This is a genomic window from Methanobrevibacter sp., from assembly GCF_045646045.1.
In the GTDB taxonomy this organism is placed as follows: Archaea; Methanobacteriota; Methanobacteria; order Methanobacteriales; family Methanobacteriaceae; genus Methanocatella.
In genome coordinates this window covers 87,279-113,290 of record NZ_JAZRJY010000005.1, presented here as the reverse complement: position 1 = coordinate 113,290, position 26,012 = coordinate 87,279, and the positions used below count along the sequence as shown (strand labels likewise).

Here is a 26,012-nt window from a genome sequence, read left to right as displayed (position 1 = left end):
CAGGAAAGAATCAACTACATTTATGAAAACAGTCAGGCTGATTATATCATTTCTGATGAGGATAATGACAATTCACTCAACGTTAAGGAACTGTTAAAAGAAACAGATGCTTCAACTCCTGATGTTGAAATCACTCCTGATAATTTGGCCTATATGATTTATACCTCAGGTTCTACAGGAAATCCTAAAGGAGTAATGATTTCTCATGAAAACATTTGTAATGAGGTATGTGGTCCTAAATCAGAATATGAAAGCTTGTTATGTATTACTACAATTTCTTTTGACGTAGCTATGGATGATATATTTACTGCACTTGCAAATGGAATAAAATTAATATTTGCTAATGACAGTCAAATCAAAAACATTTCTGAACTTGTTGATTTAATTGAGGAAAACAAACCTGAAGTTGCAGACTTCACTCCATCCAGATTAGCTTCACACCTCGAAGTTAAAGAGTTTTGTGAAGCAATAAAATGTCTGAAATGTTTATACCTTGGTGGTGAGCAGTTCTCAACCAAAGTATATGAAAACTTCAGAAAATACTCTGATGCAATCGTATACAACAGTTACGGACCAACTGAAACCACAATTACTTCAAACAACAAGGAAGTTACTGATGTCAATGATATAACTGTCGGTTATCCATTATACAATTATGTTACTGATGTACGTGATATTGATGGAAAACTATTGCCTTATGGAGTAATGGGAGAATTGTACATTGGTGGTGTCGGTGTAGGTAAAGGATACTACAACATGCCTGACAAGACCGAAGAGGTATTCCTTGAAATCCATGACATCCCATACTACAGAAGTGGAGATTATGCTATTTCAAGACCTGACGGTGAAATAGAAATTTTAGGAAGGATAGACAATCAAATCAAGCTTAGAGGATTAAGAATAGAAATTGGTGAAATCGAATCAAACATTAACAGATTCCCATCAGTAAAACAGGCTGTTGTTGTAATTAAGGAAATAAACAACAACGACCATTTATGTGCATATTATACTGCAGATGAAGAGATTGAACCAAGAAACTTAAAAGAGTTCCTGAAAGATAAGCTGACAAAATATATGATTCCTACTGCATACATGCAGCTTGATGAGATGCCGCAAACACCGAACGGTAAAACTGACATAAAGGCTTTGCCTGAACCAAAACTTGACCTGGAATATGTGGCAGCAGAAAATGAAACGGAAGAAAAACTCTTTGAAATTGCTGCAGAGCTTGTAAATACTGATCAGTTCGGTGTAACCGATGATTTATACGCAATCGGATTTACATCCTTGATACTGATGAAACTCAACTCATTGATATATGCGGAAATGGGTGTAAACCTTGATATCTCAGTTTTATTCAATGATCCTACAATCAGAAAGCTTGCATCTGAAATAGAAGGTAGTGGCGATAAATCTGATTTAGAAGAATTTATTAAACTTGCAGATGAACTTGAGTACTTCCCATTAACTGATAACCAGTTAGGTGTATACTATGAGTGCATGCAAAGTCCTGGTGAAATAAAATACACAATGCCAACAGTCATAAGATTCGGCAGTGATGTTGATGCAAATAAATTGAAAGAATCTGTAATCAAGACAGTAGATGCACATCCATATCTCAAAACCCGAATCATTGTCACCGATGACGGTTCACTAAAACAATACAAAAACGACAATGCAGAAATGGATGAAATCGAAATAGTTAAAGTTGATTCAATAAGTGATGAAGAAATCCTCAAAAACGATGTTAAAGCATTTGGTTTCGGTGATGAACAGTTAATCAGATTCAAGATATATGAAACATCTGACGAAACAGTACTGTTTACTGATTCCCACCACATCATTACTGATGGTGTATCACAAATCAACTTATTTACTGACATAGCAAATGCATATGAAAACAGGGAACTGTCACAGGAAGTCGTAGACGGTTATGTCTACAGCCTCATTGAAGAAGATGCCAAAAACAGTGAAAAATACGAAAAATCCAAAGAATTCTTCGATGAAAAACTCTCCGATGAAATCGAATCAACAATCCTCACACCTAATCTCAACGGAAATCCTGATGAAGGAAAAATAAAATCCGTATCTGATGTGATTGATTCAGATGAAATCAAGGAATTGTGCAATCAGTATTCATTAAGTCAAAATGCACTGATTCTGTCTGCCCTTACATTAGTATTGAACAAGTACACATTCTCAGACAAGACATTAATTACAACAATATTCAATGGAAGATCCAATCCATATTACTATGATACCCAAGGATTTTTAGTAAAAACACTTCCATTAATATTCAACAATGAAAACAGGCAGGAAACAGTTAAGGAATTTATCAACGGTATTGACAACGTATGGAAAGATACAATAAGTAATACTGAATATCCATATACAAATATTGCTGAAAATTATCAGTTAAAACCGGAATTTTTCTTCAGTTATCAGGAATTCCTTGATTCTGAAGGTATTATAATCAATGGCAAATCCTATGAGGAATATGAGCTTGCAGGTGATGACTTATTGGCAACAGCATACAAAGTCAATTTAGATTTATATGCATTTGGGGATAAACTTGAATTCAAACTTGATTATAATGATCAGTTATACAGTGAAGATTACATTAAAACATTCATAAATTCAATTAAATTAGTTTTAAAACAATTCGCTTCATCAAATATCGAAAAACAAAGAATTTGTGATATTGAATTGGAAAGTCAAAAAGAATTGCCAGTATTTACTCCTGTGGAAACTCCAATTATTCACAAACGCTTTGAAATGCAGGCTGAAGCTAATCCTGAAAACATCGCACTTGTTGCGGAAGATGCGACATTGACTGCTGATGAGCTTAACAGAAAAGCCAACAGGATTGCTAATGCCTTAATCAAAAAAGGAGTAAAACCGAAAAACAATGTATTGATAATGCTTCACAGAAACAGTGACCTTATAGCATCCATTTTAGGAATTTTAAAAGCAGGATGCGCATACATCCCAATAGATCTTGAATATCCGCAGGACAGAATCGATTACATTTATGAAAACAGTCAGGCGGACTATATCATTTCAGAGGAAGATGACTACAATTCATTGAACGTTAAAGAGTTGCTTGAAGAAGCTAATGAATCAAATCCAGATGTTGAAATCACTTCTGATGATTTGGCATACATGATTTACACCTCAGGTTCAACAGGAAATCCTAAAGGAGTAATGATTTCACACGAAAACATTTGTAACCAAGTGCAAAACCCTAAATCAGGATATGAAAGCTTGTTGTGTCTTGCAACAATTTCCTTTGACGTATCTGTTGATGACATATTGACATCTCTTTCAAACGGATTGAAACTGATATTGGCTAGTGATACACAAATCAAAAACATCCCTGAATTAATAGAGTTAATTGGCAGAGAAAAGCCTGAAGTGTCAGAAATCACCCCTTCAAGATTGGCATCATACCTTGAAGTGCCTGAATTCTGTGATGTAATCGAATGCCTGAAATGTGTCTTCCTTGGTGGTGAACAGTTCTCAACCAAAGTATATGAAAACTTCAGAAAATACTCTGATGCAATCGCATACAACACTTACGGACCAACTGAAACCACAATCACATCAAACAACAAGGAAGTGACCAGCAGTGACGACATAACCGTAGGTCTTCCATTGCATAACTATGTGACTGATGTGCGTGATATTGATGGAAAATTACTGCCGCAAGGTGTAATGGGTGAACTCTACATCGGAGGTACAGGTGTAGGTAAAGGATACTACAACATGCCTGACAAGACTGAAGAGGTATTCCTAAGCATTAATGATATTCCTTATTACAGAAGTGGGGATTATGCAATAGAAAAACCGAATGGTGAAATTGACATACAGGGAAGAATTGATAACCAAATCAAGTTAAGAGGATTGAGGATAGAGATTGGTGAGATTGAATCAAGCATTAATAAATATCCTGCAGTAAAACAGACTGTTGTGGTAATCAAGGAAATCAACAACAACGACCACCTGTGTGCATATTATACTGCAGAAGAGGAAATTGATGTAGGTGATTTAAAAGAGTTCCTGAAAGATAAGTTAACAAAATATATGGTTCCTACTGCATATATGCAGCTTGATGAAATGCCTCATACACCAAACGGTAAAACAGACTTAAAAGCTTTGCCTGAACCAAAATTGAATCTGGAAAACATAAAAGCAGAAAACGAAACGGAAGAAAAACTCTTTGAAATCGCTGCAGAACTCATCAATACAGATCAATTTGGTGTTACTGACGATTTATATGCAATAGGATTTACATCTTTGATATTAATGAAGTTCAACTCATTAATATATGCAGAAATGGGTGTAAACCTTGATATTTCAATATTATTCAATGATCCTACAATCAGAAAGCTTGCATCAGAAATTGAATCCAGCGATAAAGACTCTGATTTGGCAGAAATTGTCAAGTTGGCAAACAGCATGGAATACCTGCCGTTAACTGACAACCAAATTGGTGTATACTATGAGTGTATACAAAGTCCTGGTGAAATCAAATATACAATGCCGACTACAATGAGGCTTGGCAGTGATGTAGATGCAGAAAAATTAAGGGAAGCCGTAATTAAAACGGTGGAAGCTCATCCGTATCTCAAAACGAGATTTGTCATGGATGATGAAGGAGAGCTTAAACAGAAAAGATGTGATGATGTAGCATTGGATGAAATTGAAATTGTTGAAGTGGGTTCAATCACTGATGAAGATATGCTTGAAAATGATGTCAAAGCATTTTCCTTTGACGGCGAACAGCTATTCAGAGTTAAAATATATAAAACTCCTGATGAAACAGTCCTGTTCACAGATTTCCACCACTTAATTACAGACGGTGTATCTCAAATCAATTTCTTTGATGACATTGCAAATATCTATGAAAGAAAAGAAATCAACGAAGAAATCGTTGACGGTTATGTTTACAGTCTTCTTGAAGACAATCTTAAAAATAGTGACGCTTATGCACAAGCCAAGGAATTCTTTGATGAAAAACTCTCACAGGAAATCGAATCAACCGTATTGACACCTAATCTCAATGGGAATCCTGATGAAGGTAAATTGAAAACAGCAATTAAAACAATTGATTCACAAACAATTAAAGAATTCTGTAATCGTCACTCATTTAGCCTAAATTCACTGTTCTTATCAGGTCTTGCATTAACATTGAACAAGTACACCTTCAGTGACAAAACATTGATTACGACTATCTTTAATGGAAGGTCCAATCCAATATACTACGATACACAAGGATTTTTAGTAAAAACACTTCCATTGATATTCACCAATGAAAACAGGCAGATAACAATTAAGGAATTTATCAATGAGATTGATGATGTATGGAAAGATACGATGGGTCACAGCATTTATCCATACACAAGCATTGCGCAGGAATATCAATTAAAACCTGAATTCTTCTTCACATATCAGGAATTCATGGATTCAGAACCTCGCGTAATAAATGGAACTGTTTATGAGGAAAATGAATTGGTTGCAGATGACTTGAATGCGACTGAATATAAGATTAACTTTGATATTGATGTTTCAGAGGATACAATAGACTTTGTAATCCAGTACAATGATGAATTATACACTCAGGATTACATTGAAACGTTCATTGATTCAATTAACCTTGTCTTAAATCAATTCATGGAAAATGACGTTAATGAATTGATGATTTGTGATGTGGAACTTGAAACTACAAAAGAAATACCTACTTTCAGCCCTGTTGAAACTCCATTTATCCACAAGCGTTTCGAAAAACAGGCTGAAGAAAACCCAGAAAGTATTGCACTTGTTGCAACAGATGCCACATTAACCAATGAGGAGTTAAATGCCAAGGCAAATCGTATAGCTAATGGTCTTATTGGAAAAGGTGTAAAACCAAAAAGCAATGTATTGGCAATGCTTCCAAGGGACAGCAACCTGATAGCTACTATAATCGGTATCATGAAGGCAGGATGTACTTTCATTCCTATTGATTTGGAATATCCTAAGGAGCGTATTGAATACATCTATGAAAACAGTCAGGCAGACTTCATCATAACTGCAGACGGAAAAGCAGACAATGCATTGGACATCTATGAACTGCTTGAAGAGAAAAATACGCTAAATCCTGATGTTGACATTACTCCGGATGACTTGGCCTACATGATTTATACATCAGGTTCAACAGGAAATCCTAAGGGAGTAATGATTGGACACAAGAATGCATGTAACCAGGCAGAATCAAACCCTAAATGCGAATACAGTAATTTATTGAGTATTGCTACCATTGCATTCGATACATCCCTGGAAGATATCCTGACAGGTATTACCAACGGAATTAAGATAATCTTTGCGAATGATTCTGAGATTAAAAACATCGTTGATTTAATCGCCCTTATTAAGGAACATGAACCTGAAGTAATGGAGTTCACTCCTTCAAGATTGATATCATATCTCGAAGTCGAAGAGTTCTGTGATGCCATTGAATGTGCAAAATGTATTGTAATGGGTGGTGAGCAGTTCTCAGCCAAGGCGTTCAACGGAGTTAAAAAATACTGTGACGCTGCAGTCTACAACAGTTACGGACCTACCGAAGCCACTATCGCTTCAAACTATAAGGAAATAACTGACCCTGAAAACATTACAATCGGTAAGGCACTTAAAAACTATGTAACAGAAGTAAGGGATATTGACGGTAAACTGCTGCCTAAGGGAGTTATGGGAGAGCTCTACATCGGTGGTGTCGGTGTAGGTAAAGGATACTACAACATGCCTGACAAGACCGAAGAGGTCTACCTTACAATCAACAACATCCCATACTACAGAAGTGGGGACTATGCAATAGAGCTTCCTGACGGCGACATTGACATTAAGGGAAGAATCGATAACCAGATCAAGTTAAGAGGATTGAGGATTGAAATCGGTGAGATTGAATCAAGCATTAACAAATTCAATGATATTAAGAATGCAGTTGTTGTAATCAAGGAAATAAACAACAACGATCACCTTTGTGCTTACTTCACAGCTGAAAAAGAAATCGATAAGGATTCATTAAAAGAGTTCCTGAAGGAAAGGTTAACATACTATATGGTTCCAACGGTATTCATGCAATTGGATGAAATTCCTCAATTGCCGAACGGTAAGACAGATATCAAGGAATTGCCTGAACCTAAACTTGAACTTGAAAATGTCAAACCTGAAAATGAGACTGAACAAAAGCTATTCGATATCATTTCAGAGCTGATTGAAACCGATGAATTCGGTACTACCGATGACCTGTATGCTATAGGATACACTTCCCTGACCTTGATGAAATTGAATACACTGATTTACAAGGAAATGGATGTAAACCTTGACATTTCAATCTTATTTAACAGCCCAACAATTAAAAAGCTTGCCGATGAAATTCTAGGTAGTGATGAGCAGTCATCCAAATTGGACGAACTTATTGAAATGGCAGATAACATGGAATACTTCCCATTGACGGAAAATCAATTGGGTATTTACTACGAATGTGTACAAAGTCCAGGTGAAATCAAATACACAATGCCGGCTGTTGCAAGATTCGGCAAAGAAATCGATGCTGAAAAATTAAAAGAAGCAGTCATTAAAGTCATTGAAGCTCATCCGTACCTCAAGGCCAGAATGGTGCTTGCCGATGACGGAACTATAAAGCAGTTTAAAGACAATGATGCTGAAATTGATGAAATCGAAATAGTCAAAGTAGATTCAATCACTGATGAGGATATCATCAAAAACGACATTAAAGCATTTTCACTTGATGATGAGCAGCTATTCAGATTCAAGATATATGATGCCGCTGATGAAACCGTACTGTTCTCTGATTTCCACCATATTATCACTGACGGTGAATCACAGGGTCTCTTATTTGAAGATATAGCTAACGCATATCAAAATAAAGAGATTGAAAAGGAAATCGTTGACGGTTATGTCTTCAGCCTTATTGAAAACGATTTGAGAAACAGCGAAAGGTATGAAGAAGCTAAAAAATACTTTGATGACAAGCTCTCCCAGGAAATTGAATCAACTGTATTGACTCCAAATCTCAATGGAAATCCTGATGTGGGAGTCATCAAATATGTTTCAGCCACCATTGATTCAGCTAAAATCAATGATTTCTGTCTTGAAAATTCAATAGGTCACAATTCATTAGTAATATCCGCACTCATACTGAACCTTAACAAGTTCACATACAGCGATGATACGCTGATAACTACGATATTTAATGGAAGAACCAATCCTAACTATTTCAATACTCAGGGATTCCTTGTAAAAACCCTTCCGTTAATTATGAAAAATGAAAACAGACAGCAGACTATTGAAGAATTCATCAAATCCGTAGACAAAACATGGATTGATTCAATAAACAACAGTATTTATCCATATACTGAGATTGCCGGAAAATATCAGTTAAAACCTGAATTATTCTATTCATATAATGAAGGTGAGGGTGCTGAAAGTCTTGTCATTGACGGCAAGGATTATGAAAACTATGAATTGGCATATGCAACTGCAGATACTGAATATAAAATAGATGTTGCAGTATTAAAACAGGATACTACAGTTGATATTGAAATATCATATAATGATCAGTTGTACTCTGAAGATTATGTCCAGACTTTCCTTGATTCAATTGAAGCTGTTTTAAACCAATTCATAAGCAATGATATCAAGACATTCAGAATCTGTGACATTGAACTGGAAAGCCAAAAAGAGTTGCCTGAATTCACTCCTGTGGAAACTCCATTTATCCACAAACGTTTCGAAAAACAGGCTGAAGAAAATCCAGAAGACATTGCTCTTGTTGCAACAGATGCTACATTAACCAATGAGGAGCTCAATATTAAAGCAAATCGTATAGCTAATGCTCTTATTGGAAAAGGTGTTAAAGCAAAAAGTAATGTCTTGGCAATGCTTCCAAGGGACAGCAACCTGATAGCTACTATAATCGGTATCTTGAAGGCAGGCTGCACATTCGTTCCTATTGATTTGGAATATCCTAAGGAACGTATTGAATACATTTATGAAAACAGTCAGGCAGACTATATCATAACTGCAGATGGAGAAATCGACAATGCATTGGATATCCATGAATTGCTTGAAGAGAAAAATACGGAAAATCCTGATGTTGACATTACTCCTGATGACTTGGCTTATATGATTTACACATCCGGTTCAACTGGAAATCCTAAGGGAGTAATGATTGGACACAAGAATGCATGTAACCAGGCTGAATCAAACCCTAAATGCGAATATGACAACCTGTTAAGTATTGCAACAATTGCATTCGATACCCCTCTTGAAGAGATCCTTACAGGTATTACTAACGGCATTAAGATAATCTTTGCAAACGATTCAGAAATCAAAAACATCGTTGATTTAATAAGATTAATCAAGGAATATGAACCTGAAGTAATGGAGTTCACTCCTTCAAGATTGATATCCTATCTGGAAGTTGATGAGTTCTGTGATGCTATCGCTTGTGCTAAATGTATTGTAATGGGTGGAGAGCAATTCTCAGCCAAAGCATTCAACGGTGTTAAAAAATACTGTGACGCTGCAGTCTATAACAGTTACGGACCTACTGAAGCTACAATCGCTTCAAACTATAAGGAAATAACTGACCCTGAAAACATTACAATCGGTAAGGCACTTAAAAACTATGTAACAGAAGTAAGGGATATTGACGGCAAGCTCCTGCCTAAGGGAGTTATGGGAGAGCTCTACATCGGTGGTGTCGGTGTAGGTAAAGGATACTACAACATGCCTGACAAGACTGAAGAAGTATATTTAACTATAAATGATATTCCATACTACAGAAGTGGGGACTATGCGATTGAACTTCCTGACGGAGACATTGACATTAAGGGAAGAATTGATAACCAAATCAAGCTCAGAGGATTGAGGATTGAAATCGGTGAGATTGAATCAAGCATTAACAAATTTGAAAATATTAAGAATGCTGTTGTTGTAATCAAGGAAATAAACAACAACGACCACCTTTGTGCTTACTTCACGGCTGAAAAAGAAATTGATAAGGCTTCTCTTAAAGAATTCCTGAAGGAAAGGTTAACATACTATATGGTTCCAACTGTATTCATGCAATTGGATGAAATTCCTCAATTGCCGAATGGTAAAACAGATATCAGGGAATTGCCTGAACCTAAACTTGAACTTGAAAACGTTAAACCTGAAAATGAAACAGAACAAAAGCTTTTCGATATCATTTCAGAGCTGATTGAAACTGATGAATTCGGTACTACTGATGACTTATATGCAATAGGATACACTTCCCTTACATTAATGAAATTGAACACATTGATTTACAAGGAAATGGATGTAAACCTTGATATTTCAATTTTATTTAATAGTCCAACGATTAAAAAGCTTGTAAGCGAAATTTTAGGCAGTGATGTACAGTCATCCAAATTGGACGAGTTTATTGAAATGGCAGATAACATGGAGTACTTCCCACTGACTGAAAATCAGTTAGGTATTTACTATGAATGTGCACAAAGTCCGGATGAAATCAAATACACAATGCCGGCTGTTGCAAGATTCGGCAAAGAAATTGATGCTGAAAAATTAAAAGAAGCAGTCATTAAAGTCATTGAAGCTCATCCATACCTTAAGGCCAGAATGGTGCTTGCCGATGACGGAACTATAAAGCAATATAAAAACAATGATGCTGAAATTGACGAAATAGAAATAGTTAAAGTTGATTCAATCACTGACGAGGAAATAATCAAAAACGATGTAAAAACATTCCCAATAAATGATGAACAGCTCTTCAGATTCAAGATATATGATGCGGATGATGAAATCGTACTGTTCTCTGATTTCCACCATATTATTACTGACGGTGAATCACAGGCCATCTTATTTGAAGATATTGCCAATGCATATCAAAATAAAGAGATTGAAAAGGAAATCGTTGACGGTTATGTCTTCAGCCTTATTGAAAACGACCTGCAAAACAGCGAAAGGTATGAGGAAGCTGAAAAATTCTTTAACGACAAGATGTCTCAGGAAATCGATTCAACAGTTCTTACACCTGATCTTAACGGTAATCCTGAAGATGGAACCACCAAATATGTTTCAATAGCTATTGATTCAGATGAAATCAATGAGTTCTGTCTGGAAAATTCAATAGGTCACAATTCATTAGTAATATCTGCACTCATATTGAACCTGAACAAATTCACATACAGTGACGATACACTGATAACTACAATATTTAATGGAAGAACCAATCCTAATTATTTCAATACTCAGGGATTCCTTGTAAAAACCCTTCCATTAATCATGGAAAATGAAAACAGACAACAGACTGTTGAAGAATTCATTAAATCTGTAGACAAAACATGGATTGATTCAATAAACAACAGTATCTATCCATATACCAAGATTGCTGACAAATATCAGTTAAAACCTGAATTATTCTATTCATATAATGAAGCAGGTGCTGCTGAAAATGTGGATATTGGTGATAATGATTATGGAAGCTATGAATTGGCTGATGCGGCTGCAGATACTGAATATAAAATCGATATTGGTGTATCAAAAGATGATAATGTAATTGAGATTGAATTGGCATATAATGACCAGTTATATTCTGAAAATTATGTTAAAACCTTCCTTGATTCAATTGAAACGGTTATTAATCAATTCGTAAACGGTGATATCAGAACCTTGAGAATCTGTGACATTGAACTTGAAACCACTAAGGAATTGCCTACATTCATCCCTCTTGAAAATCCATTTGTCCACAAGCGTTTCGAAGCACAGGTGGAAAGCAAGCCGGACGAAATTGCGCTGGTTTCAAATGATGTGGAATACAGCTACAGGGAATTGAATGAATTAAGTAACAGAATCGCAAATGGATTAATCAAACGTGGAGTCAAACCGAGACATAATATTTTAATCATGCTGCCAAGGACCAAAGATTTAATTGCATCAATAATTGGTGTTTTAAAGGCAGGATGCGGATTTATCCCGATTGATATGGAATATCCTAAAGAACGTATTGAATACATCTATGAAAACAGTCAGGCTGATTATATCATAGCTAATGAAACTCAGGACAATTCATTGGATATTAAAGAATTGATTGAAGAGGACAATATCGAAAATCCTGATGTTGAAATATCACCTGACGATACTGCATACATGATTTACACTTCAGGATCTACTGGAAAACCTAAAGGCGTAATGATAGGTCATGAAAATGCATGTAATGAAACCGAAGGAAATCCTAAATGTGAATATGACAATCTGTTAAGTATTGCAACTATTGCATTCGATACCTCTCTTGAAGATATTTTAACAGGCCTTACTAATGGAATGAAAATCATCTTTGCAAACGATTCAGAAATCAAGAATGTCGTTGATTTAATCGACCTAATTAAAAAGGAAAAACCTCAAGTTATGGAATTCACTCCATCAAGGTTACTGTCCTATCTTGAAGTTGACGAGTTCTGTGAAGTTATTGAATGTGCTGAATGTATCGTAATGGGTGGAGAGCAATTCTCAGCCAAGGCATTCAATGGAGTTAAAGAATACACCGATGCAAAAGTATACAACAGTTACGGTCCGACCGAAGCAACAATTGCTTCAAACTATAAGGAAATTACTGATCCTAATGTCATAACTATCGGTAAGGCTTTACAAAACTATGTGACTGAAGTAAGAGATATTGATGGAAAATTACTTCCTAAGGGAGTAATGGGAGAGCTTTACATTGGTGGTACAGGTGTAGGTAAAGGATACTACAACATGCCTGACAAGACTGAAGAAGTCTATTTAACTATTAATGACATTCCATACTACAGAAGTGGGGACTATGCAATAGAGCTTCCTGACGGTGATATAGACATTAAAGGAAGAATCGATAACCAAATCAAATTAAGAGGATTGAGAATTGAAATCGGTGAAATAGAATCCAACATTACAAGATTCCCTAACATTAAAAATACCGTTGTTGCAATTAAGAAAATAAATAACGGCGATCATTTGTGTGCTTATTTCACTGCCGAGACTGATATTGATATTAATCTCTTGAAACGTTACTTGCAAAGTAAGCTGACCAAATATATGGTTCCAACAGTCTTTATGCAAATTGATGAGATTCCTCAAACTCCTAACGGAAAAACTGATATGAAGGCATTACCTGATCCTTCATTAGCACTTGATTTCGTTGAACCTGAAACAAAAACAGAGAAAAAGATATTCAGAATGGTTTCATCACTTTCAAGCGCTGAGGAATTCGGTATTACTGATGATTTATACTCCTTAGGATTCACTTCACTGACTCTGATGAAATTGAATTCAATGATTTACAATGAAACTGACGTTAACATTGAAATAACGGACCTGTTTAACAATCCGACAATCCAAAGCCTTGCTGACAAGGTAGATAACAACATAGATGCACAAATTGATATTCCTGAAATCATTAAGACTGCAGAAACAATGGATCTGTTCCCATTGACCTCCAATCAGTTAGGTATCTACTATGAATGTGCACAGACTGATGAAATCAAGTACACAATGCCTTCTGCAATACGCTTTGCCAGTTCTGTTGACCCAGTTAAACTTAAACAGGCTATTATTGATGGTATTGAAGCACACCCATATCTTAAAACAAGAATTATTACAACTCCTGAAGGGGAATTGAGACAGAAAAGATGTGATGATGCAGAAATTGATGATATTGAAATTGTAGAAATTGATTCAATCACCAATAAGGAAATGATGGATAAGGACATCAAATACATTCCATTGGATGACAATCAGCTATTCAGATTCAAAATCTATAAGACACCTGAAGAAACAGTACTGTTCTCTGATATCCACCACGTAATTACAGATGGTGTTTCAATGGATCTTCTTTTCGAAGACATACTCAGCATATACAATGGTGGAGAGGTCAGTGAAGAAATAGTTGACGGATACGCTTACAGCTTAATTGAACAGGAACTAAGCGAAAACGAAATTTCCAAAGAATACTATAAAAACAGGTTTAGCCAAGGATTCGAATCTACAGTCCTTACTCCAAACCTCAATGGAAATCCTGATGAAGCAGATATTAAACTTATTGAGGAAACGGTTGATTCCTCTTTCGTAAGGCTGTTCTGTAAAGACCATTCCATAAGTCCAAATGTACTGTTTATGAGTGCTACAGTCCTTGCCCTGAACAAATTCACATTCTCAGATAAAGCATTAATAACAACAATCTTCAACGGAAGGTCAAACTCCAATTACTTCAATACACAAGGTATGCTTGTAAAAACACTCCCTATAATGATTGGAAGCGAAAACAGGAACATGATGGTTGAAGATTTCATTAAAATAGTGGATAAATCATGGAAAGATGCGCTGGTCCACAGTAATTATCCATACACAACACTTTCTGAAGAATATCAATTGAAACCTGAATTCTTCTATGCATACCATGGAGCGTTTGAAACAGATAATCTGGAAATGGATGGAAACACATATGTCATGGAAGAGCTTGACGGTACTGTGGCAACAGATTATAAGATTAACATGGACGTTTACGATGACGGTGATGAAATTTCACTGTTCATTGAATATAATGACCAAATTTATACTAAAGAGTATGTGACTGATTTCCTCAAGGCAATCAAATACACTTTGGTTCAGTTCTTCGTAAATGATATGGACAAATTAAGGCTCAATGAAATTGAGCTTGCTCCAAACTTCCTATTGCCTGAATTTGAAGAATTGGACAATCCATTCCTCCATAAACGTTTCGAAGCACAGGTGGCCGAAAAGCCTGATGAAATTGCACTTGTTGCTAGTGATGAGACATTGACATATTATGAACTTGATGAAAAGGCAAACCGGATTGCCAATGCATTGATTGGAAAAGGTGTCAAACCAAGAAGCAATATTTTGATTATGTTGCCTCGTAACAGTGACCTGATTGCTTCAATTATCGGTGTATTAAAAGCAGGTTGTGCATTCATACCACTCGATTTAAAGTTCCCTAAAGAAAGAATTGACTACATCTATGAAAACAGTCAGGCAGATTACATAATTAATATGGATGGCCTTGCACTTAATTCATTATCTATTGAAGAATTACTTGAAGAAGATAATGTTGCTGCTCCAAATGTTGATATTGTTCCTGATGACTTAGCATATATGATTTACACATCCGGTTCAACAGGAAATCCAAAAGGTGTAATGATCAGCCATGAAAATGTATGTAATCAGGTAGAAGGAAACCCTAAATGTGAATACAATAACTTATTGAGCATTGCAACTGTTGCATTCGATACAGCTCTCGAAGATATACTCACAGGTATCACAAACGGAATCAAAATCATCTTTGCAAATGACGATGAAATAAAAAGCATTGTGGAACTTGTCAGATTGATTAAGCGTGAACAGCCTGAAGTTATGGAATTCACTCCATCAAGATTGCTTTCATATCTTGAGTTTGAAGAGTTCTGTGATGCAATTGGATGTGCAAAATGTATTGTAATGGGTGGAGAACAATTCTCAGCCAAAGCATTCAACGGAGTTAAAAAATACTGTGACGCAGCAGTCTACAACAGTTACGGACCTACTGAAGCTACAATCGCTTCAAACTATAAAGAAATAACAGATCCGGAAAACATTACAATCGGTAAGGCACTTAAAAACTATGTAACCGAAGTCAGAGATATTGATGGACGGTTGGTGCCTAAAGGAGTTATGGGAGAACTCTACATTGGTGGTATTGGTGTAGGTAAAGGATACTACAACATGCCAGACAAAACCAGAGAGGTATATCTGACCATTGATGATATTCCATACTACAAGAGTGGAGATTACGCAATAGAGCTTCCTGATGGCGATATTGATATTAAAGGAAGAATTGACAACCAAATCAAGCTCAGAGGTTTAAGAATAGAAATTGGTGAAATTGAATCAAACATATCCAGTTTCCCTGACATAAAACAGAATGTTGTAGTGATTAAGGAAATCCGAAATAACGAACACTTATGTGCTTACTTCACAGCAGAAAGCAATATTGACAAAGATGAGCTTAAGGCTTACCTTAGTGAAAGACTTACACAATACATGGTTCCTACAGTCTTCATGCAGATTGATGAGATGCCACAGACTCCAAACGGCAAGACTGATGTAAAAGCATTGCCTGAGCCTAAACTTGAATTGACATATGTCGCTCCTAAAAACAAGCTCGAACAGACAATCTGTGCAATATACTCATCTGTCCTTGATATAGAAATCGTTGGTGCAGAGGACAACTTCTTTGAAATAGGTGGAACATCACTTATTGCATCCAAACTTATCATTGAGTTACTCAAACAAGATTATGATGTAAAGTATGATGATATCTTTAAAAACCAGACCCCAAGAAAACTGGCCAGCTTCCTGTCCGGTGATGAAATAGATGAAGACTTGGATGTGGACATCATTGAAAACTATGACTACACAAAAATCCATAATCTTCTTGAGGAAAATACGTTTGAAAACTTTGCCAAAGGCACAAACACTGAATTGGGCAATGTATTATTAACTGGAGTTACCGGATTCCTTGGTGTCCATGTATTATATGAATACCTCAAAAACGAAGAGGGAACCATCTATTGTATGTTGAGAAAAGGTCAATTCGATAGCTGTGAAGAACGTTTCGCTGACCTGATGAATTACTACTATGATGAAGACTTCACAGACCTCATCGGATCACGCATAATCTTAAGTGAAGGAGATATAACAAACTTGGATGACTTCAAAAAGCTAAGTGATTATCCAATTGACACAATAATCAACTGTGCAGCTATTGTAAAACACTACACTCACGATGATTATATCTTCAGGGTTAATGTTGATGGAGTAGTCAACGGACTTGAATTTGCAGAAGCAAACAACATTACCTATGTCCAGATATCAACCACAAGTGTTTTAGATGAATACACAGAAGATAGTGATCTTTCAGTTGAGCATTGTGATGAAAGAACCTTCTACTGGGGACAAGACTTGTCCAACAAATACCTAAACAGTAAGTTCCTTGCAGAAAGAATGGTGCTTGAAAAGGCATTGAACGGCCTTAATGTGAAAATTATCAGAGTTGGAAACCTCATGGCACGTCAATCTGACGGAATGTTCCAGAAAAATTATGATACTAATGCATTCTTAAATGGTATAAAAGCCATTAAAAACTTGAAGGCAACAATCCCTGAAATATCTGAAGAAGTTGTTGAATTGAGCCCAATAGATTATGTGGCAAAGGCAACTCTAGAACTTGCAAAAGCCCCAAAAGAGTGCACAGTATTCCATGCAGTTAGTGACAAGTGGATTCCTACAAGTGATATAATAGATGTTCTTAACTCCTTTGGATTCGGCATTGAAGAGGTTTCTCCTGAAGAGTTTAGAGAAATTTATGAACAAAATATGGATGAAAACATTCAGGGAATCATTACTGCAGATTTGACCATTGATGATTTCGCTGAAGATGATGAAGAAGATGAATATATTGAAAGTGATGACGGCGAACTTGTAGTGATGGACCAAACTATTGAAATCCTCAAGACATTCGGATTCACTTGGCCGGAATGTGATAAAGATTATCTTACAAGATTTATAAAATATTTAATAGAAGTAAAATATTTTGATTAAGGAGAGATTGAATGAATTTTAAAATAGCAGACAGCAAATTTAAAGAACTATTAATACCTAGCCTACTTCTAGTTATGGCTTTGAACTTAAGTTCTGTTGTTGACAGCTTTTTTGTAGGCAGATTTATTGGCCCAAATGCAGTTGCTGCAATTGAACTTTTAGAACCAGTAATATTATTAATGACTGTTTTTGAATGGTTATTTGGACTTGGAGGGCAAATTATATCTATAAATAAAAAATCTGAATTTGATATTGAAGGAAGTAATAGGTATTTCACAGTGTCAATGGTCGTATCACTTATTGCATCCGTAATACTGGCTATTGCATGGTTGATTTGCATGGATCCATTGGCTCCGATTTTAGGTTCTTCACCAGCTACAAAACCACTATTGTTACAATATTCCACATTTTTATCTGCATGTTTTGTCGTATCTACAATCTCCGCAGTGCTTACACAGTATATTCGTGTGGATGACCACCCAAACTTTGCATCAGCAGTCATAATTATAGCTAATGCAATCAATATAGTCTTGGATTATACATTTTTATCCTGGGGATGGGGTATGGCTTCCGCATCACTCGCATCATTTATAGGATATGCAATTAGCCTTGTTGTATGTTTATGGTATATACGTCATCCAAAAAGAACATTTAGATTTATTCGTTCAGCGCTTAAAATTAAAACTTTCCTTAAAACAACCTGGAAAATGACTAAAGTAGGTTTTCCTGGTGCAAGTATTGGAGTCTTTGATGTGATTTTTGTCTTTATAATGAACAAATTCTTGGCTATTACATTAGGAGATACTGGATTGGCTACTTATCTGTTGTGTATGGACATATTAGTAATTGGAAGTATTGTTGACGTTGGAATTTCAGAAACATTGACCTCGATTGTTCCGGTTTATTATTCAAAACATGATTATGTGAATTTGAATCATCTGATTAAGATTTCACTTTTGATGGGATTGGCTTTCGCAGTAATATTGACTGTGTTCATATGGGTCTGGCCTGAAGGATTCCTGGCACTTTACAACTTCGAACATATGGAAATTGCAGGTTTCGCAATAAATGCTGTTAGACTGTATTCACTCTTCTTTGTATTGTCTGTACTTCCAAGCATGCTGATATTCTACTACGAAGCCATTGAAAGGTCCCTTCTTTCAACAGTGCTTTCCGTGCTTTACACACTTGTACTCCCATTGATTTGTGTAGTCTCATTATACTATATGATTGGGTCAAACGGAATATGGCTGGGATTCCCAGTATCTTGTTTAATCGTAACAGTTTTCATTTTCCTCAGCGTAAAGTTTATTCAAAAAAGGGAACCGAAATACAGCACACTATTCTTCATAGAGGAGGATTTGGCTGAACATACTGAAAACTTTGTATTGACTGACAATGATATGAATGCAAGAAAAGAATGCTTAAATCATTTGAAAACTCTAAATGCAAGTGATGAATTCTGCGACAATGTTGACAAGATTTTTGACGTGATTTTTGACACCAATTCTCATGACACATATGTGGAAGTGCTTGTCATAGATTATGATGACAACATACATGTCGATATCAAATATGATGGAGAACATGAAAATCTTGAACATATAAAGCATAACTTCCCAGAAGGCCTTTTCAAATATGCAGAAGTTTTAGGATTCAATACAATTGAATATGAAATGAAGAAAATCTAAAAAAATGATGATGGAAATATAATAAGGATATTTTAAATTATCTCAGAATTAAAGCCTTCCGCAATTTCAGGATCGTCATAATCATTGAAAGGACTTTCACCAAAATCCAATTCTTTGATTTTTTCAATATCCTTTTTATTTAATTCAAAATCAAAAACATCAATATTTTCTTCCATTCTTTTTGTTTTAACAGACCTGCATGAAAATGGAATGTCTCTGTCTATCAGCCATCTAAATATTACCTGTACAGTACTTTTATCATATTTTTCTGCAATTTCTAAAAGAATAGAATTTTTAAATAAATTATCCAAACCCTCAGAAAGAGGTCCCCAACTTTGATGGGCAACACATAATTTATTCATAATTTCATTAGCTTCATACTGTTGGAAATAAGGTGATGTTTCAACCTGATTGACTTGAGGGACAATATCAAAATTCATAGTCAAGTCGACCAAACGAGCTGAATCAAAATTTGAAAGCCCGATAGATAATACTTTTCCATCTTTTTGTAAATCTTGAAATGCTCTGTATGTCCCATAATAATCTCCAAATGGTTGATGAATAAGTAGTAAATCAAGATAATCCGTTTGTAAATCCTCCAAAGTTTTATTAACTGCTTTTATTGTTTTGTCATATCCGGAATTACTAACCCAATTTTTACTAGTTAAATATATTTCTTCTCTTGGGATTTCGGATTCTTTAATTGCCTCACCAACTTCTTTTTCATTATAATATACCTGAGCACCATCGATTGCAACATAACCCCTTTCTAATGCATTAAGAACAGCATTCTTTGTATCCTTAGGGTCAATTTCATAAACTCCATAACTTACAAAAGGCAATTTTTCGTTGTTATTTAATTTTTTAAATTTCATAATTTGCACCAAAAAGTATTATAATTATCTTCTGTTTTTATCTATGTAAAATAATCCCATATCCTTAAATACATATAAGATTTCATGTCTAAAAAATATTTTGAAAATAATTTCATTATGCTGGAAATAATGGAACTATCACCTATATTTTTAATATTAATTAAAAATTTATTTAAAATTTTCTAATTTTAAGACATATTTATATATTTTTAATTAAAAAGGTTATATTGACTTATATAAAAGATATGAAAAATATTGATTTTAAAAATAAAGGAGTTAAATATATGGACATGTCAAAATTATTTAAAAAGACTGAAGAGAAGGATTTTATAACATTTCCCTCAACATTAGAGACATATGCATGGTATAAACCAATATTAATATTGATTATAGCAGCAATACTTTCTTTTGTAATATCCTTTGCCATATTATCAATTATGAGAGTAGACGCCAAGGGAACCGGCATAATATCATTTATTTATACTGCAATCACAGTTATACTATTAATTCCTTCAATTTTTATTGGGAATAAATTGATATATAAAATTCCATTTTCCACCCAGATTGCTCCTATTAGGAAATGGAATTGGGGAATTTACATCAAGTCATTAATTATTACATTGATTGTTTATAGTGTAATTGGGCTATATCCGATGTTAACATCAGGTATGGAAATTTCAAATAATCTTTCAATAACTGTATTATTATTGTGCATAATACTTCCCTTATTTCAGGGTTTTGCAGAAGAATACCTGTGCCGCGGACTATTAATGCAAAGTTTTGGGTCATGGTTTAAAATACCTATTGTAGCAATTATTCTTCAAGCAGCAATATTTGCTATAATGCATCCTTATCAAATATACGCTTTGATGGGAGTGCTTTTCATTGGAATATTTTACGGTTTGATAACATGGTATGGTCAAGGTTTAGAAGCTTCTTCAGCTATGCATGCAGTTAATAATATTTTTTCATTCCTTGCAATCGCATTAAACCTTCAACAAGGACCGGGAGAAAGTAACCCAACCACATTTATAATGAATTTGGCTTTAGTTGTAATCCCTACCATAATCATTCTTGTATTGGATAAATTTAATTTAATTGGGTTTGAAAAACCGGAAACGGATTAATTGCTACCCAATTTTTATTTTTAACTAATGTAATCAATATTCATATGAAAAAATCAATAGCAATATTTAAAGACAATCTTTAAATTAAATATTAAAAATATATGGTGTTAAAAATGTCAAAAAGGTCAAAAATCATAGAAACTGTTTTAGAAAAAAAACATCGTGAATATATTGACGATGCTGATAAAGCCAAAGAACACATGGCAGAGCGTTCCCTTGAAGAAGATGAACCTTATAAACTACCAAAAAGGATATATCACACAAAAGTTGAAAGCAAAGACATGTTCGAATGTCAAATGGTAATATTTAATAATAATGATAATGTGGAGCGTTTGGTCATATATCTTCATGGAGGAATATATGTAAACGAAATAAGACTTCCACACATTTCCTTTTGTGACAATCTCGCAAAAAAGATTAATGCATGCGTATTTACTCCAATCTACCCTCTTGCTCCAAATCATACTTATAAGGAAACCTATGAAATTGTTGAAAAACTATACAATCATTTACTAACAATGAATAAACATATAATAATAATGGGAGATTCTGCAGGAGGAGGATTTACTGCATCATTTTGCGAATATCTGGCAGATAATAATATACCACAGCCTAAAAACATAATTTTAATATCCCCATGGGTCGATGTATCAATGTCTGGAGATTATGATGATGTTGAATATGATCCCATGCTTGGAGTAGACGGTGCACGCGAAATGGGAAAAGCTTGGGCAGGGGATTTAGACCCGAAAGACTACAAAATAAGTCCATTATTCGGAGAAGTAAGCAAACTTCCAAAAACAACACTATTCGTAGGAACTCATGAAATAATTTATTCAGATGTCGTTAAATTTTATGACAAATTAAAGGCTAACGGTGTTGATGCTGAATTAAACGTTGGTGAGAAAATGTCTCATGTATACCCACTTTATCCATTTGTTCCTGAATCAAAGGAAGCATTTAACCATATTGTCGAAATACTTCTTGAGTAATTTTGGAATTTTAAATTAATACTGCATTTAACTGAAAGCAACTAAAGACTACTATCAATAGTTAAAAAAACCTTTAATATAAATAATTATTCACGATTATACAAAAATTCATTAATCCGACAATTTTACTCACCATTCAATCCAATTAGTTACTATTTTAACATTGTTGATACATTAGTTGCAACTCTATTTGCATTACCCCAGATAATCAATTACTTTTCAAATGCTCTATCCAATTATTTTTTAAGTATGAAAAATTAATGTAATATATAATGAAATCTACTACTAAATCACAAACATCAATTGCGAAATTTGAGGAATTTTTTGCAACATCATATAAGGACGATGTGTTTGAAATCCTTGAAACGTACCCAGATAATAGATCGCTAACTGTAGATTATAATACATTAGAAATATTTGATCCAGACCTAGCTGATTTGTTAATAGATAAACCTGAGGAAGTTATTGAAGCGGCACAAATAGCTGTTAAAAATATTGACCCTTTAGCTAAAGATGCTGATTTAAATATCCGTTTTAAGAATGTGACAAATATCATTCCTTTAAAAATATTGTTAAGTAAATATATTGGAACATTTGTTGCTGCAGAGGGTATTGTAAGAAAAACAGATGAAATAAGACCCCGTATTGAAACCGCTGTTTTTGAGTGCAGAGGTTGTATGCGTCTACATGAAGTCGAGCAGACTTCAGACAGGACAATTTTAGAACCTTCTTTATGTGGAGAATGTGGTGGAAGGTCTTTTAGATTACTTCAGGAAGAATCACACTATATTGATACACAAACAGCAAGAATGCAGGAACCTTTAGAAAATTTATCTGGAGGAACTGAACCTAAACAGATGTTGATGATTTTAGAAGATGATTTAGTAGATGAATTGAATCCTGGAGACAAAGTAAGAATTACAGGAACATTAAAAACGTTTAGGGAAGAAAGAAGCGGCAAATTCAAAAATTATATTTATGTAAATCATATTGAGCCTTTAGAGCAAGAATTTGAAGAATTGCATTTATCAGAAGAAGATGAAGAACAAATTATAGAATTATCAAAAGACCCTAACATTTATGAAAAGATTATTAAATCAACTGCCCCCTCAATTAGGGGTTATCGTGATGTTAAGGAATCCATTGCATTACAATTATTTGGAGGTTCTGCAAAACAGCTTGAAGATGAAACCCGTTTGAGAGGAGATATTCATATTCTTATTGTAGGGGACCCAGGTATCGGTAAGTCCCAAATTCTTAAATATGTTTCCAAACTAGCTCCAAGAAGTATTTATACAAGTGGTAAAGGTACTACTGGTGCTGGTTTAACTGCAGCTGCTGTCAGAGATGAATTAGGTGGATGGTCACTGGAAGCAGGTGCATTAGTTTTAGGGGACCAGGGTAATGTATGTGTTGACGAATTGGACAAAATGAGGTCAGAAGACCGATCAGCACTTCACGAAGCTTTAGAACAACAAACTGTAAGTATCGCAAAAGCAGGAATTATGGCAACTTTAAATTCAAGATGTTCCGTTCTTGCAGCAGCAAACCCTAAATTTGGAAGGTTTGACAGGTTTAAAGTTTTAGCGGATCAAATTGAGTTACCACCACCAATTTTATCTCGTTTTGATTTAATATGGATTGTTGAAGATAAACCAAGTAGAAAAGGAGATTCAGAACTTGCACAGCACATTCTTAATATTCACCAGTCAAATGCGGTAGATTATGAAATTGAACCAGATTTGCTTAGAAAGTACATTGCTTATGCACGTAAAAATGTTAATCCTGTTTTAAGCGATGAAGCAAATGAAGTGTTAAAGAATTTCTATGTGGATACGAGAAACAGCAGCGGCAATACTGAAGAAAACACTGTTGTTCCAATTACAGCAAGGCAACTTGAAGCAATCATTCGTTTATCAGAAGCATGTGCTAAGGTAAAATTAAAAGAAGTTGTGGAAAAAGAAGATGCTAAAAAAGCTGTAAGATTACAAATGGCATCACTTAAAGATGCTGGAGTTGACCCTGAAACCGGTGAAATTGAAGCGGACATTGTTGGTGGAGGAAGACCGAAATCCGAAAGAGATAAAATGAGTACTCTTGTTGATGAAATAAAATTAATCGAAGAAGAATACAATGGACAAGCACCAATAACTGTTTTAAAAGCCAATATGGAAGAAAAACATGGTGTAAGCGAAGATAAAGTTGAAACCCTCATAAGGAACTTGACCCAAAGAGGAATATTATACGAGCCAAATCCAGGAAATGTTAAAAGAGTATAATAATATTCTTGATTGAATAATAGGTTATCGGATGTAAAAAAAAACTCCAAATACTTTTTCCGATAACTTAATCATATTTTTATATTTATTGACGGCATTAGTGTTTTTTAACCTAATATTTTTTCTATTTGCCTAATATCCATTTTTGTTTTTATTGCAATTTCTTTTATTGACATTCCAGATTCATTTGAACTACCACGACTTGTAGAAGTCGTGAATTCTTACTTCGCGAGCCAGTACTCTCCCACGAGAGTAGAATTATCGAGCTATTCCCCCAATCCCTGAGGTTCATCATATCATTCCGGAAGATTCTTAAACCTTCTTTATGAATGTTTTTAGCCGCATTTACGTCCCTGTCATGTATTGTTTTACATGATGGGCAGATTCATTCTTTTTAGTTGTCATTTAAATTTTTATAATAGTATCCGCATTTGCTGCAAATTTTGCTTGATGGGAACCATCTGATCACCCAACAAATATAATAACATATTTTTTAATTCTTTTTACAAATTTATCTACCAATAGCCATTCAATTCCAAAACATAATCTTTTCGTTGATGAATGTATATCATTAATTTTATTAAAAATCATGTCCTCTTGAAATTCAGCCATATACAATTCACCACCACTTGATATGAAAACTTTATTTTAAAAGGTTAAATAAATTAATAATCAAATTAAACAGCATTAATTTATATAAAAAGAATTTATAACATCAATATTTATTTTTTAATACAATACTACAATTTAAAAGCAATTTTACATACCCAAAAAGAATTTTTCAATCTATTGAAAATAACAATATGAATTATGGAAATGATTAAAATCACCAATGGTTTAAGTTTCTTAGCATGGATAACTTAATAAATGATTAAAATCATATTTAATATATTATACTTATACTAATTTTTATGAGGTGATAATATGGATAATTATGAAGATTTATTAGAAAGAGCAATAGACCAATTACCTCCTGAAGTATTTGAACACAAAAGATTTAAAATTCCTAAAGCTTATTCAGATATCCAAGGTAATAGAACATTCATTAAAAACTTTAAAGAAGTAAGTGAAGGTTTAAACAGAGACCCACAACATTTATTAAAGTTCTTAATGAGAGAGTTAGGTACTGCAGGTAACGTAGACGGTTCTAGAGCTATATTACAAGGTAAATTTACCCATTACTTAATTAATGAAAGAATTGAAGATTATGTAGACAAATATGTTATTTGTCATGAATGTAACAGACCAGATACTAAAATTATAAGAGAAGGCAGAATATTCTTATTAAAATGTTCCGCTTGTGGTGCAACAGCTCCACTCAAACAATTATAATTTTTTATCTTTTTCTTATTTTTAAAGGATT

General features: G+C 34.5%; 8 protein-coding genes. 6 read left to right on the top strand and 2 right to left on the bottom strand.

Annotated features, from left to right (window positions below):
• The first annotated feature begins 9 nt into the window (after positions 1-9).
• Both ACKI5C_RS00305 and ACKI5C_RS00300 read left to right on the top strand, forming a co-directional pair.
• Positions 10-17,685 carry an amino acid adenylation domain-containing protein gene (locus ACKI5C_RS00305; protein WP_407430878.1) on the top strand — a complete coding sequence of 5,892 codons (17,676 nt, stop codon included), beginning with the start codon at positions 10-12 and terminating at the stop codon, positions 17,683-17,685.
• Positions 17,686-17,696: 11 nt separating this feature from the next.
• Positions 17,697-19,376: an MATE family efflux transporter gene (locus ACKI5C_RS00300; protein WP_407430876.1), complete on the top strand. Its 1,680-nt coding sequence runs from the start codon at positions 17,697-17,699 to the stop codon at positions 19,374-19,376.
• A gap of 32 nt (positions 19,377-19,408) precedes the next feature.
• On the opposite strand, the gene ACKI5C_RS00295 is transcribed toward ACKI5C_RS00300, so the two are convergent.
• Positions 19,409-20,251 (bottom strand): aldo/keto reductase, encoded by an 843-nt coding sequence (locus tag ACKI5C_RS00295; protein WP_407430874.1) that lies wholly within the window; start codon positions 20,249-20,251, stop codon positions 19,409-19,411.
• 284 nt (positions 20,252-20,535) lie between these two features.
• Here ACKI5C_RS00295 and ACKI5C_RS00290 point away from each other — a divergent pair, with 284 nt between their 5' ends.
• The 3 genes from ACKI5C_RS00290 to ACKI5C_RS00280 all read left to right on the top strand — a co-directional run bounded on the left by ACKI5C_RS00290 (position 20,536) and on the right by ACKI5C_RS00280 (position 24,649).
• A complete protein-coding gene (locus ACKI5C_RS00290) occupies positions 20,536-21,378 on the top strand; it encodes a CPBP family intramembrane glutamic endopeptidase (protein WP_407430871.1) in 843 nt (280 codons plus the stop codon).
• A gap of 113 nt (positions 21,379-21,491) precedes the next feature.
• Complete coding sequence (locus ACKI5C_RS00285; RefSeq protein ID WP_407430870.1) at positions 21,492-22,370, top strand: alpha/beta hydrolase; 879 nt, start codon at positions 21,492-21,494, stop codon at positions 22,368-22,370.
• A 272-nt stretch (positions 22,371-22,642) separates the two neighbouring features.
• Positions 22,643-24,649 carry an ATP-binding protein gene (locus tag ACKI5C_RS00280; protein WP_407430867.1) on the top strand — a complete coding sequence of 669 codons (2,007 nt, stop codon included), beginning with the start codon at positions 22,643-22,645 and terminating at the stop codon, positions 24,647-24,649.
• A 465-nt stretch (positions 24,650-25,114) separates the two neighbouring features.
• Here the strand turns inward: ACKI5C_RS00280 and ACKI5C_RS00275 are convergent, their stop codons facing one another.
• On the bottom strand, positions 25,115-25,261 hold the full coding sequence (locus ACKI5C_RS00275; RefSeq protein WP_407430865.1) for a hypothetical protein: 147 nt from the start codon (positions 25,259-25,261) through the stop codon (positions 25,115-25,117).
• A gap of 312 nt (positions 25,262-25,573) precedes the next feature.
• On the opposite strand from ACKI5C_RS00275, the gene ACKI5C_RS00270 reads away from it, so the two are divergent.
• Positions 25,574-25,981, top strand: a complete 408-nt coding sequence (locus tag ACKI5C_RS00270) for a translation initiation factor IF-2 subunit beta (RefSeq protein WP_296795893.1) — start codon at positions 25,574-25,576, stop codon at positions 25,979-25,981.
• Positions 25,982-26,012 lie beyond the last annotated feature (31 nt).

Excerpts from the sequence above, each read along its gene's own strand:
- ACKI5C_RS00270 (WP_296795893.1), top strand. The coding sequence starts at position 25,574 with ATGGATAATTATGAAGATTTATTAGAAAGAGCAATAGACCAATTACCT.
- ACKI5C_RS00290 (WP_407430871.1), top strand. The coding sequence starts at position 20,536 with ATGGACATGTCAAAATTATTTAAAAAGACTGAAGAGAAGGATTTTATA.
- ACKI5C_RS00285 (WP_407430870.1), top strand. The coding sequence starts at position 21,492 with ATGTCAAAAAGGTCAAAAATCATAGAAACTGTTTTAGAAAAAAAACAT.
- ACKI5C_RS00280 (WP_407430867.1), top strand. The coding sequence starts at position 22,643 with ATGAAATCTACTACTAAATCACAAACATCAATTGCGAAATTTGAGGAA.
- ACKI5C_RS00295 (WP_407430874.1), bottom strand. The coding sequence starts at position 20,251 with ATGAAATTTAAAAAATTAAATAACAACGAAAAATTGCCTTTTGTAAGT.
- ACKI5C_RS00275 (WP_407430865.1), bottom strand. The coding sequence starts at position 25,261 with ATGGCTGAATTTCAAGAGGACATGATTTTTAATAAAATTAATGATATA.
- ACKI5C_RS00300 (WP_407430876.1), top strand. The coding sequence starts at position 17,697 with ATGAATTTTAAAATAGCAGACAGCAAATTTAAAGAACTATTAATACCT.